General features: G+C 35.7%; 14 protein-coding genes. 5 read left to right on the top strand and 9 right to left on the bottom strand.

All coding sequences use genetic code 11. The annotated features are described in order from the left end of the window. Positions 1-44: 44 nt before the first annotated feature. On the bottom strand, positions 45-635 hold the full coding sequence (locus EK417_RS07700; RefSeq protein WP_076597431.1) for an HD domain-containing protein: 591 nt from the start codon (positions 633-635) through the stop codon (positions 45-47). Positions 636-1,098: 463 nt separating this feature from the next. Between EK417_RS07700 and EK417_RS07695 the strand changes: the two genes are divergently transcribed. The 5 genes from EK417_RS07695 (at position 1,099) to EK417_RS07675 (ending at position 5,688) form a co-directional block, all read left to right on the top strand. Next, positions 1,099-1,428: a PadR family transcriptional regulator gene (locus EK417_RS07695; RefSeq protein ID WP_002977573.1), complete on the top strand. Its 330-nt coding sequence runs from the start codon at positions 1,099-1,101 to the stop codon at positions 1,426-1,428. Between the two features lie 11 nt (positions 1,429-1,439). Beyond that, positions 1,440-3,161: a PspC domain-containing protein gene (locus EK417_RS07690; protein WP_136521815.1), complete on the top strand. Its 1,722-nt coding sequence runs from the start codon at positions 1,440-1,442 to the stop codon at positions 3,159-3,161. A 314-nt stretch (positions 3,162-3,475) separates the two neighbouring features. Then, positions 3,476-4,072: a 1-acyl-sn-glycerol-3-phosphate acyltransferase gene (locus EK417_RS07685; protein WP_136521814.1), complete on the top strand. Its 597-nt coding sequence runs from the start codon at positions 3,476-3,478 to the stop codon at positions 4,070-4,072. 62 nt (positions 4,073-4,134) lie between these two features. Continuing rightward, positions 4,135-4,563, top strand: coding sequence for a PaaI family thioesterase (locus EK417_RS07680; RefSeq protein WP_136521813.1), 429 nt, complete (start codon positions 4,135-4,137; stop codon positions 4,561-4,563). A gap of 156 nt (positions 4,564-4,719) precedes the next feature. Beyond that, positions 4,720-5,688: a chorismate-binding protein gene (locus EK417_RS07675; RefSeq protein WP_136521812.1), complete on the top strand. Its 969-nt coding sequence runs from the start codon at positions 4,720-4,722 to the stop codon at positions 5,686-5,688. Positions 5,689-6,016: 328 nt separating this feature from the next. Here EK417_RS07675 and EK417_RS07670 read toward each other — a convergent pair whose 3' ends face one another. The 8 genes from EK417_RS07670 to EK417_RS07635 form a co-directional block, all read right to left on the bottom strand. Then, positions 6,017-6,217, bottom strand: a complete 201-nt coding sequence (locus EK417_RS07670; RefSeq protein ID WP_076597436.1) for a hypothetical protein — start codon at positions 6,215-6,217, stop codon at positions 6,017-6,019. Between the two features lie 6 nt (positions 6,218-6,223). Then, on the bottom strand, positions 6,224-6,826 hold the full coding sequence (locus EK417_RS07665) for a MarC family protein (RefSeq protein WP_136521811.1): 603 nt from the start codon (positions 6,824-6,826) through the stop codon (positions 6,224-6,226). 44 nt (positions 6,827-6,870) lie between these two features. Next, positions 6,871-8,610, bottom strand: a complete 1,740-nt coding sequence (locus EK417_RS07660; RefSeq protein WP_076597438.1) for a BatD family protein — start codon at positions 8,608-8,610, stop codon at positions 6,871-6,873. Continuing rightward, positions 8,610-9,353: a tetratricopeptide repeat protein gene (locus tag EK417_RS07655; protein WP_136521810.1), complete on the bottom strand. Its 744-nt coding sequence runs from the start codon at positions 9,351-9,353 to the stop codon at positions 8,610-8,612. Before EK417_RS07655 ends, EK417_RS07660 begins: the two co-directional genes overlap by 1 nt. 99 nt (positions 9,354-9,452) lie before the next feature. After that, the gene (locus tag EK417_RS07650) at positions 9,453-10,460 is read right to left on the bottom strand and encodes a vWA domain-containing protein (RefSeq protein WP_136521809.1); all 1,008 of its coding nucleotides are present in this window, start codon (positions 10,458-10,460) and stop codon (positions 9,453-9,455) included. After that, a complete protein-coding gene (locus EK417_RS07645) occupies positions 10,460-11,452 on the bottom strand; it encodes a VWA domain-containing protein (RefSeq protein WP_076597441.1) in 993 nt (330 codons plus the stop codon). Before EK417_RS07645 ends, EK417_RS07650 begins: the two co-directional genes overlap by 1 nt. Then, positions 11,445-12,341, bottom strand: a complete 897-nt coding sequence (locus tag EK417_RS07640; RefSeq protein ID WP_051934306.1) for a BatD family protein — start codon at positions 12,339-12,341, stop codon at positions 11,445-11,447. The genes EK417_RS07645 and EK417_RS07640 overlap by 8 nt, the downstream gene beginning before the upstream one ends. Positions 12,342-12,398: 57 nt before the next feature. After that, complete coding sequence (locus EK417_RS07635; RefSeq protein ID WP_076597442.1) at positions 12,399-13,262, bottom strand: DUF58 domain-containing protein; 864 nt, start codon at positions 13,260-13,262, stop codon at positions 12,399-12,401. Between the last annotated feature and the right edge of the window lie 34 nt (positions 13,263-13,296).

Here is a 13,296-nt window from a genome sequence, read left to right as displayed (position 1 = left end):
GGGCGGCCTTTGGCCGCCCGAAATTTATTATATTTTTATTGAAATTATTTCAACACTTTTTCCGTTTCCAGACTTCTGTTTAAAAGAAGTTCAAAAGCCTCTCCCATTTCATCCGATGCTCTGCTGATAGCATTTTCAAGCATATTTCGGATTTGTTTTTCTGTTACTCCTGCTTCCGTCCAGCTCTTTCCTGTAGTATGGGAATTTAAAATAAACGGCATAATCCTGTCGATCCCGCAGGCAAAAATAGCATCCGGTGTTGTCTCTTCTTCAAACTCAAGCCACAGGTTAAAAAATTCTGTACGTAAAGGCTCATCCAGAATTCCAAAGATTTTTTGGGCTGAAGCTTTCTCTCTTTCAAATTTTCCTACCATTGCTTTTTCATCAAAAATAAAAGTATCTCCCGCTTCAATCTCCACAAGATCATGAATGGAAAGCATTCTTATCACCCTCAATAAATCAATATCTGCACGGTTTTTAGCATACGGATAAAGGATCTGGGCAAGAATGATAATCTGCCAGGAATGTTCCGCCGTATTCTCTCTTCGGGAATCATCTGCATTATAATTTCTTCGCTGTACATTTTTAAGTGCATCCACTGCAAGAATAAAATCGATCTCTTTCTGAATTTTCATTTTACTTTTCTCTGTTATATTGTTCTGAAGAGCATACCCTGTGGTTACCCGTTTATTATTTATCTTTTCTTTTGTAAGTACTTTTAGATTTACTTTTTACAAATGATTTAGATGTTATTATTTCTAACAAAAATACGAATACTGATACGGACCTCAAAATCAGATAATGAGTAATGAATGATAGCTGGTTACTTTTCTTTTATCCTCATTTCTTTCATTCTTACTTAAAATTTAAGTGTTTTTTTCACCATTTTTCATTCAAATCTATTTCTAATAAATTTTAAATGAAAATTATTTACCTGATTATCAGTGTATTAAATAATTTATTTTAAAAATTTCACTACTTTGTATTGCATAATACCATTTTAATTACATATCTTTGTAATGTAAAATCGAAATAGGTACAACTAGCTAGGTTCCGAACTTCGAAAATTATATAACTAATTAACAAAACTTATCAAAGATGAATACCGAAAATACCAAAGCGCAAATGCGAAAAGGAATTCTGGAATTCTGTATTCTAAGTCTCATCAATAACCGCGAAATGTATGTTTCTGATCTTATTGACGAACTGAAAAAAGGAAAACTGGATGTAGTGGAAGGGACCCTCTACCCTCTTCTTACAAGACTTAAAAACGGAGAGTTTCTCTCTTACAGATGGGAAGAATCTACCGGAGGACCACCCAGAAAATATTATCAGATCACAGAAAAAGGAAAACTTTTCCTGGATGAACTTCTCAATACATGGAATGAACTGACAGCCTCAGTAAACCAAATCACTCAACAAAATTAAAAAACAAAGCTATGAACAAGACACTCTCAATAGGACTCGCAGGTTTTTCTTTTACCATAGAAGAACACGCATATATAAAGCTCAGCGATTACCTGAACGCACTGAGAAGCTCTCTGGATGCTTCTGAGGCTGATGAAGTAATGCATGACATAGAAATAAGAATGGTGGAGATTTTCAAAGATTCTTTAGGAAAACGTGAAGTGATTAACGATACCGATGTAGAAAAGGTAATCGCACAGATCGGAAGCCCTGAAAAAATCGAAGAACAGGAAGAAGCTTATTATTCTGAAAAAACATCTGCCAGAAACAATAATTCAGGGACTCATTATACCGATAAAAAGCAGCTGTTCCGTGATCCGGAAAAACAAAAAGTAGCAGGAGTCTGTGCAGGTTTAGCTCAATATGTAGGAATGGATATTACTACCATGAGAGCAATCTGGCTGGGAATCTTCGTATTAGGAATTTTCACAGCAGCCATTTCCTCTTCATTAATAGGTCTTTTATATGTAATCCTTTGGATCGTACTTCCAAAAGCTGAAACAGCAGCAGATTTCCTGAAAATGCAGGGAAAGCCTATGAACTTCGACAATCTTAAGAATGAGTCTAACAAATTGGTACAATTTGCCAATGAATCTACTCAGAGGGTCGGAGAAATCTACAACGAAAACAAGCCATATATCAACAATGCAAGCAGCGGAGTCTGGAATGTATTCAAGTATATCGTAGGAGGATTCTTCGTACTGATGGCTGTAGGAAGTATTATCGGAGTATTTGTATTATTCGGTCTTTTCGGAATGGATACAGACTTCCCGGGAGCTAATGAGATCAGATTCTATATGGATGATCAGGGGCTTGACAAAGTGCTTGCTGCGATGATGGTGATCGGAAGCTTAATCCCGGCAATCCTTTTCAGCTTATTAAGCATCAAGATTTTCTCTCCAAAAACAAAACTGAGAAATATCGGATGGGTTGTAGGTGGTTTATTCCTTCTTTTGATCGGGCTTGGAACTTACTTCGGAATAAGCATGGCTAAGAAAGACATGATTTACAGAGGAAGCAAGGAAGACGTAGAAAATGTTGCCATCAACACTACTTCAGATACTGTGTATGTGGATGTAAAACAGATCAACATTCCTCAGAGCTTTAAAGCGTACAACAATGATATTTACTCTGATAAAAGATCGGTGTATGAGGAAGATTATATTTCTGTAGATGTTACAAGAAAACCAGATATTAAAACGCCTTATCTGATCATCAAAAAAGAAGGAAAAGGATATAACTTCCCTATCCAGCTGACAGTTCCTGTAGAAGTGGTAAATAATAAAGTATTACTTCCAAACTACATCAAATATCCATATGAACACAGATTCAGAGATTACAGACTTGATTATGAACTTGTAGTTCCTCAGAAAATGGTGGTTATATCTATGAAAAAAGACCATATCAACATGGATGGTGACTTAGACGGAGACGGTATCAATGACAGCGATCAGGATGGGGATGAAGACAACAACGGTATCAGAATTGAAAAAAATAAAATCACGGTAAACGGTTCCAGTATTGAGTATAACTCTGATGATCAGGACAGTATCATCGTCAATGGAAAAAAGGTTCCGAACAGCCATGCAAAGAAAGTAATTGATTCTGCAGTGTCTACTATCAAAAAATCAAATAAAGATATGGACATCAAAATCAAAGACGGAAAAAACGAAATTTCCATACAAACTAAATAATTAACTTCAGAGAGTGGCAGAAGGTGTGGGTGGATGGCAACCGTTTGAAATTCACACCCTTCTTCTCTCAGAAAAGTGAAAATAAATCTCTATTTAGTTTATTATGTGAAAAAAAAGTTTTAATTTCGTAAAGCTAAATTTAATAACCAAATAATCAAAAACACAGCCTTATCATGATACAATTTGCAATGGAATTCGTAATGAAAATCGTAGATTTAATTAGCGGTTTGTTTTAAGAGCGATAATATTTCAATATATTTGTAAAGTATAACCAAAGTTTGGTTATACTTTTTTGTTTTTAATCCAGGAAATTTATGAAAAAGCTGTTAGGCAAAGCAATGTTAAAAATATTAGGTTGGAAAGTCGTTCTGCAGGGCGATGTCAACAATCTGAACAGGTGTATCCTTGTGGTAGCACCACACACTCATAATATGGAGTACATTTTAGGAAATTTCGCCTATTGGTCTTTGGAAAAACCTTTAAAGATTATTATTAAAGATGCCCACACCAAAGCCTGGTATGGAGGTATCGTAAAAGGGCTTGGAGGTATTGGGATCGACAGGAGCCAGAAAAATGACCTTGTGAATTTCGTAGCCAACCAGTTTTCAAAGGAAGATTTCAGTCTTGTTATTACTCCGGAAGGAACGAGAAGCTGGGTACCCAAATGGAGAAAAGGATTCTATCACATGGCTTTGGCTGCAAAAGTTCCTATTGTTCTGGCAGCAGGAGATTTTAAAAGAAAAATTGTTTATCTGGGCTACACCATTCCCTATGAAAGAATAGCATCAGTCCCTTTTTCAGAGATTATGCAGGAAATCCAGGACTATTATATAAAAAATGACATTGTTCCCAAAGTGCCTGCCAACTGGAATCCCGATATTATGGGAACCGAGCTAGAAGCTAGAAGCTAGAAGCTAGAAGCTAGAAGCTAGAAGCTAGAAGCAAAATTAATCATCATTTATCAATTATTAAAATGAAAGGTAAGACAAAAGAAGAAATATTAGCATTCATCAATAACTGGGGAGATGTAACTCTTGCCAAAACCCTTGAAATCAAATTTATCGATATTGATCTTGAAAACGAAACCCTTACAGCCACAATGCCTGTTCTCCCAAGAACCCATCAGCCGTTTGGAATCATGCATGGAGGAGCTAGCTGCGTTTTAGCTGAAACCTTAGGGTCAAGCCTGTCTAATATTTTTATCGATGGTGAAAAATATTACGGAGTAGGAACCAATATCAATTCCAATCATTTAAGAAGCAAAAAAGATGGTATTGTAACTGCTACGGCACGTTTTATCAGAAAAGGTAAAACCATGCACGTTTCTGAAATTGAAATCCGTGATGAAAAAGGACTTTTGATCAATCATACTACAATGACGAACAATATCATTCACAGATAAATTGCATCAACATAAAAAATAAAGAGCTTAAATTAAATTTAAGCTCTTTTTATTTTGACATCTTTAAGACTAGTAATACCTTTGTAGAAAGGAAAATCACAGGGGGAATTTTCTATAATATTTCCCAATGATGATTTTCAAAACCTTTCATAACCCATGATTTATTTCAAATTTCCTTTTGACGAGAGACTGCTGTCTGCGGATGAAAAAAACACAAAAAATGCTGTCACTTTTTTTTCCTATAACAGCTTAGAACAGATCAGCTTCAGCGGAGATATTTTTGAAATTGATGCTGCAGAATTTGTTCATACTTCTATTAATAACAAAAGTTTGATAAGCGATTCTACTGCTTCTTCTGCCGAAACAAAAGAAGAATACTGCGAAACATTACAGAAAGTAATTGAAGTGATTAAAGAAAATCACCTGCAAAAGATGGTTTACTCCAGAAGAAAGATTTTTACAGAATTTACATCTATCGATTATAAAGAGAGTTTCAAAAATCTATGTGAAACTTACCCCAATGCCTTCAGATATCTGTTTAATGATGGAAAAAATGCTTGGATGGGAGCTTTCTCGGAAGTATTAGGGAAGTTTAATAAAACGACTCACGAATTTGAAACTATGGCTCTTGCCGGAACTCTTCCCGTATCTGAAGAATGGTCTGAAAAAGAGATTGAAGAACAAAAGCCGGTTACCAATTACATTCAGGATATTCTTAAGAACTATTCTGACAACGTACAACAATCGGAAACCTATGATCATATTTCCGGTAATATCAAACATTTACGAACAGATTTTAAAACCAGTATAAAACCTGAAGACCTTGATCAAATTATTCAGGACCTGCATCCTACTCCGGCTGTCTGTGGTATTCCAAAAGATTTTTGTAATGAGAATATCCGTAAATATGAAAAATTTCCCCGTGAATTTTATGCAGGCTATATAAAAGTTGAAACACAACAAAGTATTCTTTATTTTGTAAATCTACGCTGTGCAAGGCTTTATAAAGATTCTGTACATATTTTTGTGGGAGGCGGAATAACAGCTCAAAGCAATCCGGACAAAGAATGGAAAGAAACAGAACTGAAATCTGAAGCGATATTGAAAAACTTGGTTATTTTTTAGATCATAATATTTTTACGTGTTAATTTTACCACAGATTGCACAGATTTTCACACATATTTGCGTCTAGTTTTCCTTGCTGAGTGCAACGCCCTTGCGAACGATTTTAAAGTGGCTAATAATACCTTTGCGAACTTTGCACCATAATTATAAGCTTGGCTAAAGCCTGTTCCTATTGAATATGAAATCCAATAATGTTTTTAATAACGGCGAAAATTCATAATTTATAATTACTATCATCCAGCCCACTGCTACCTAAAAACCTGTCACCTAAAAAAACAAAAACCTCCTTCAAAAAGAAAGAGGCTATATCTATATTGAGAAATTCAATTTATTTCTTTACACCAATTCTGCTCCAGGTATCCATTACAAAAAGCAGGATAAGACCTATTGCTGCAGCACCCGCTGAGAATACAAACTTAATGTTATCTTCATCTCCAAGAATATCTGTTGCTTGCCAGTTGATAGCATAAAGATTGATGGTGATGAATACAATAAACAGTACTAAAAATACTTTATAAAACTTCTTCATGACTCTTTAAAAATTAATATAATTCTGCACCAACTGGGCAAAATTTGCGGTGAATAATTTAATTGAAATTGCCAAAAGGATGATTCCGAAAACTTTCTGAAGGATCATTAAGGTAGCATCCCCGATTTTCCTTTCCAGCCATTTCGCTGATTTCAGCACCAAATATACGAAAATTGTATTAAGAATAATTCCGCAGATAATATTAATATCATGAAATTCAGCTCTGAGGGATAGTGCAGTAGTCAGGGTTCCAGCACCAGCAACCAGCGGAAATGCGATGGGTACAATAGATGCGGCCTTTGCTTCAGTAGTTTTATTAATTTCAATCCCTAAAATCATTTCCAGCGCTATGACAAAAATCACAAAAGCTCCGGCAATAGCAAAGGAATTTACATCAACTCCAATAAGCTTAAGAATCTTATTTCCTACGAACAGGAAAACAATCATAATAACTCCGGCAGTAATGGCAGCCCTTCCCGCTTCAATCTGTCCAAACTTCTGCTGAAGACTTACTATAATAGGAACTGAGCCTATAATATCAATAACAGCAAAAAGAACCATAAAGCTGGTAACAACCTCTTTAAAAGAAAAACCATCAAAAATCTCCATCTATTTGTAATTAAAAATTTCGCAAAAATATGAAAATAAACTGATTATTTGTTAATTTGTGAATATAAATTAACAATAGTTTTTAAAAGTTCTTCAAGAGCTTCAGTTGATTTCACAGGATTGTATTTCTCCATCTGAACTTTCTGCTGCAGCTTGCTGTATTCTTCTGCCACTGAAGAACCGTTGTGCTTTTCAAGAAAAGTCTTAAACTCTGAAGCAGAGCCCTGAAAATACTGACTTCTTACTTCTTCATCCAATTCTTCCAGAGTTACAAAAAACTTTTCATACTCTCCGTTATCTTTAAGATTTTCCAGATATCCGAAATAATCATTGATATCTGTTTTCATCAATTCTCTGATCTCCTTTTCTGTTTCAGCTACTGAACCTAAAGGTTTTGAAGGTACAGTTTCCCTAACTAATGTACGTTTTTTTTGCCAATTTTTAAATAACAGATACGCAACAAATAAGCTGATCAGAATAGCAATATTGGTTAAAAGAATATTCCAGTGGAATTTACTTTTCTCTTTTACTTTAAATGAAGTGGTTTTTAACACCGGAGTATTTACTGTCTCCAAAAGGTTATTGGTGTATTCGTTTACTTTTTCTACCGTAGAACGAGCCTCCATAATCTGATCATGAGAAAATGCGTTAAGATCCAGTGTTTTCTGTCCAAGATCTACATATTCTTTATTGGCAGGATCAAAGAAAGCAAATTGCTCTGTCTTAATTGAAATTACCCCTGATTTTTTAGGAATAATCACATAATTAGCCAGGATTTCACCTTTCATTCCCGCAGTTCCCGGAGCTACTTTAGAGGTAATTTTCGGTGCAAAAACTTCATAGTCCGGAGAAGCAGCAATTCTAGGAAGTTCCATATCCGGTAAATTACCTTCTCCTGAAACTTTCACCACTACATTCAGAGGCTTTTTGGCTTCAGGTTTTTCTTTGGAAGCGTTGTATACGTTGACATTAAAGTTCCCAACAGCATTTTTAAAACATTCCGGAGCTCCTTCAGGAAGCTTTCTTACATTGATTTTAACTTTATTGGAAACAATTTTTGTTTTATTTGAATAAGTACTTACCGAAGCGGATACTCCTGGAATTTCCACATATCCGGCTTCATTCGGAAATACCATAAACATAGCCAGAACCTGTGAAGGCATATTTCCATATCCAGAAGGATCTATCTCAGATTTATCAAAATTGATAGGATGTACATTGATATTGTCCTGCTGAGGAAGACGGATATTTTTCACCTTTCTCAGGTTATCCATATTTCTTGAATACACTCTCAGAACAGCTACGGTAGGCTGATCCTGATATACATCCCGGTCATCAATTTCCATGTTCAGATAGACCTCATTGGAGGTATTGGCAGCCAATGATCTTCTGTCGACAATATCACGGATATTGACATCAAAAGGTTCTGTTTTATAAATCCTGTTGTTTACGGTAACAAGAACGGAACCGATCTTTATTTTCCCTTTTTTCTTAGGCTCAAGAGCAATTCTGGAAACTTTTTGGGTAATTAAAGTATTGGTAGCCGGATCAATAACGGTATTGGTAACAGATCCGCTTCCTATAATATTAAATTTTGAAAGATCCGGAAGCTGAAAACCTGTCTGCTGTACAAGATCACTTCCGTTAAGTTCAAGAACAATGGTCAGATTAATGATATCCTTACCCGCATATTCGGTTTTATCTGCGTCCATAGACAGATTTACCTGTCCGTAAGTAATTACGGATGCCAGAGTAAGCAATATGTAAATTAATTTGTGCTGCATCACCAATCATTCTCGTTGCTTTCAGGCATCGAATAAGAATTTTTATTTAAAATTCTTCTGGCGGTTTCTTTTTCTTTTTCGTTTATTTTATCTAAGATCGCATTTTCAAGATTTTTTGGCATTCTGCCTTCATTATTTTGATTCTGCTTAGGATTGTCACCCTGGTCACTTTTACCTTCGTTTTGTGGGCCGTTACCCTGATCCTGTTTTTTGTCTTTGTCGCCTTTCTGATCATCCTCTTTGTTCTGATCATTTCCGCCGCCGCCTTTTCCTGAGTTATTCTGTTCGTTTTTTTGCTGTTGTTTTTCTTTCTCTTTCAGTTTGGCAATCTCATAATTTTTTCTCGTTACCTCACTGTGGGGATCCTGCTTCAAAGCTTTTTTATAATAATCAGCAGCTTTTTCCGGCTGATTCATCTGCATATAAGCATTCCCTAAATTATGAAGAGCAGCCGTTTTATCGGGAAGTGTCTGTGAAAGTTTTTCTGCTTTTTCAAACTCAGCTTTTGCTTCTTCGTATTTTTTACTTTTATACAATGCGTTCCCCATATTGTAATGAGCGGTAAAATCTTTATCATTGGATTTTATCGCTTCCATATATTTGGAGGAGGCACCTTCATAATCTTTACCGTCAAATTTCTGATTGCCTTCATACACTAAATTTCTATAGCTTTCCTGCCCAAACATGACGCCTGAGAACGAAAGGGCAACAATAAACGATAAAAATATGATTTTAGTATTCATCACTTGCAAAATTATTCCTTTATATGTTAAGAAACAGAGTTTTATTTGTTAAAATTCGGTTAAAGTAGTTGTAGAATTTCTTCTATAAATAAAGGAATTCTACACATTAAAGTCTTTTTTGGGATTAAAAATATAAATTAAAAAGAAAAACAGAAGAGATACTGCAAGAAAATACTGGTAATAATGATTGGCATTTTGCGATTTCACCATAGTTTCCGCACCGGCAGATTTTTTATTAACTGCTTCTACAATTCTGTCCGGAGCTTCATTGATATTATTTCCGTCAATATAAGTTCCGTCTGTAGATTCAGCCATTTTCTTTAATGCTTCTGTCTGTCTTTTTGAAATCACCGTACCTCCGTTGGCATCGGTTTTATAACCCATCAGCTGTCCGAACACATATTCCGGAACCGGAGCACCTTCATCTGTACCCACTCCTACAGAAGTAATGCTTATTCCTTCTTTATTAGCCAATCTGATGGCAGCATTATCATTTCCTTCATTATCTTCACCGTCACTCAAAAGAATTACTTTTCTGGATCCTTTGCTTACATTTTTAAATTTTTCAGCAGCAGCCTGCATTCCTTTCAGAAAATCTGTTCCCTGAATCTGCATAGAGCTGGTTTCAATACCGCTGATATAAGTTTCGGCAGAATTATAATCTGTTGTCAGAGGCATAATAGACATGGCATTTCCTGCAAAAATCACGATACCTACCTTGTCATTATTCATTTTCTTCATGGTAGCCAGCATCAGATTTTTGGCTTCTGTCAAACGGCTTGGATCTATATCTTCAGCGTTCATAGAATTGGATACATCCAGCATAAAGATCACATTGTTCAGTTTTTGGGTACTTTTTACCTCTTCTGAACCGTTCAGAAGGTCAATGATAGAGAATATAAGGAACAATGTTCCCAATAAATATAAGGCGGGGAAAAATTTTGTAAATCCCGAACTCTTTTCGAATAAATTATCATGAAACTGGCTACCTGCAAAAATTTCTCTCTTCTTCTTTCTCCATTGTAAAAAACGGATCAAGAAAGAAGCTAACAGCGGCAGAAGCAACAGCAAAAATAAATACCAATAATTTCCTAAAGACCAACTCATCAGCTTAAAATTTTATAAAACACCCATCTCAACAATGCATCCAACACCAATATAGCCAGTGCAATCCAAAGGAATATTTTAAAATATTCTTCATAATTGTACAGCTTGGAAACCTTTACATCAGATTTTTCCAGCTGGTTGATCTCGTTATATACTTCTTCCAGACTGCTGTTTGAGGTAGCTCTGAAATATTTACCTCCCGTTGTCTGTGCTATTTCTCTCAAGGTATTTTCATCAATGGTAACCTCTGTTTCCGTAAAAATAAGGTCTCCAAAAATATCCTGAGATGTCGGCATCAGTGCATAACCATTGGTTCCTATTCCTATTGAATATACCTTGATATTATTATTTTTTGCCAGTTCAGCTGCGATCTGTGGAGGAATTGCATTCTGAATATTGCTTACGCCATCCGTCATCAGAATGATTACTTTACTTTTGGCTTTGCTTTTAATCAAATGATTCACCGCTACGGAAAGACCTTCTCCGATAGCTGTTCCAGGCTCAAGACCTGCAGAATTCAGATTTTTAATTTCATCAATAACGACCTGATGATCTGAGGTAACCGGAACTTTAGTAAAAGCTTCAGCCGCATAAGCAACCACACCTATTCTGTCGTTCGGGCGTTTCTGGACAAATTTCACAGCAATATCTTTCAATGCTGTGATTCTGTCCGGAGTGAGATCTTTTGCCAGCATACTTAAGGAAACATCAATAGATAACATAATATCAACCCCTTTTGTATCATCTCTGTCCTGAGAAATCGTAAACGTTCTCGGTCTTGCCATGGCAATAATCAACGCAGAAAGAATGATATACTTCGAAATTTTCAGTAAAAAAAGTACACCCTGGATGCCGCCGCTATGATCCATATTTTTTACCGTAGGAACTTTTATACCTTTTCTTTTATTTCTTCCAATATCCTTAATTAAAAGTGGAATAAACAGCAGAAAAAGCAGCAAAAACCATGGGCTGTAAAACTCAAAATTAAACATCCTTTCTTAAGTTTTCAAATTCTAAATCTTTGGATGATCTTTTCACAAAATCCCTGATATTGGCAAAATCTCTTTCCATGGTTTCCTGATCCGGGAATGTTTTGGCAAATTTCACCAGGTCTCCTCTAAGAAATACATCTTCTATTATTTTTTCGTTGTCCTGCGAGATTGTATTATTTTTTTTCATGACATCTATAAGGTCATCAGTAAGAAGTACATCTGCCGGAAGGCGGTATTGTTTTGTAATGAAGGTTCTGGAAATATCGATCAGTTCCACATAAAATGAACGGAAGTTTCCGCCTTCAATATATTTTTTCTTTTTAAGGGAATCAAGTTCTTTTAAGGTCTGATTGGTAGCCACTACAGGGGAACTCTTTGATTTTCTTCCCCATTTTACAAACATAATAATGGCAATGACCAGTGCAATCCCTGCCAATGCTGCAAGAATATAAAACTTGTAAAGCTCCCAGTAATCTTTGGGTTCAAGTTTCACCTGCTTGTTATTCATGATATCATTGATCTGATCTGCTTTTTGAGCTGTATTAATGACATCTATTTCATAAGGAATCGTTTTAAGTATTCGATCTCCTACTTTGAATTCCAGTTCCGGAATGGTAAATTTTCCTTCTTCAAAAACAGCAAACTCTATCTTTCTTTCATACGTGTTAGCCGTTTGTCCGATACTGTCTTTAGTTTCTTCAAAATGAAAAGGGAGCAGCTCATTTTTGGCAGCCGAAGTTACCTGCTGTTCATTAAGGTTATCAATCTTTATGGTAAGATGATTAATTTCTCCCAGAGCAAGAGTCTTCTTTTCTACGTTAGAGGATAATATCTGTGAAAAAGCATTTGCACAGATCAGAAAAGATAATATTAAAAGTATTTTTCTCAATGTTAAAATAATAAAGGCAGCTGCCTCATGTTTTTTAATTACGAGCAAAGCCCGATGTTATTTTTTCTGAAAGTAATTATACAATAATTTTGAATAATCTGAGCCGGTATTGATATTCATAAAACTGGCAGAGCTGTTGGCAAAATCTTCTTCCAGGGCTCTCAGTTTTTGTTTTTGAGCTTCCGCGAAGGTATATCGCCATCTTGCACTGGAAGTATTGGCCCATATTTCTTTTCCGGTTTCCACATCAAGTAAACGGGCATATCCTACGTCAGGAATTTCATTATCTTTTTCATCATAAATCCTCATTCCCAGCAACTGATGTTTCTTTGAAGCTACTCTCAGCATTTTGGAATCATAGGCATCCTCAAAATCTGAAAACAGAAATACCAGAGATTTTCTTTTAAAAATTCCCATCATATATTCCATTGCCTTGTCTATTTTAGATTCTGCCGGAACATAATCTGCAGTGAGAATATTACTGATAATGGAAAGAATATGTTTTCTTCCTTTTTGAGGAGGAATGACTTTGTATACTTTATCAGCAAACAAGATCAGCCCTACTTTATCATTATTACCTGCTGCTGAAAAGCCTAAACTGGCCGCAATTTCGGCTACGTATTCCCTTTTCAGCTGAACCTTTGTCCCATAATCCATGGAAGCGGAAATATCAACGAGAATCATCATTGTCAATTCCCTTTCTTCTTCCATCACTTTTACAAATGGCTCACGGAAACGTGCGGTTTTATTCCAGTCGATTCTTCTGATCTCATCACCAAACTGGTAGGGACGTACTTCCGAGAAAGTCATCCCCTGCCCTTTAAAGGCACTGTGATATTGTCCCATTAAAGCAGCCTCCGTCTTTTTTCTGGTACGGATTTCAATCTGCTTTACTTTTTTTACAATATCTTTTATCTGCATAGACGAGTTTAATGTTTAAAATTCTAAGTTTAAT

Source organism: Chryseobacterium candidae, assembly GCF_004916905.1.
Taxonomy (GTDB): Bacteria; Bacteroidota; Bacteroidia; order Flavobacteriales; family Weeksellaceae; genus Chryseobacterium; species Chryseobacterium candidae.
This window is presented reverse-complemented; position numbering and strand designations above follow the sequence as displayed.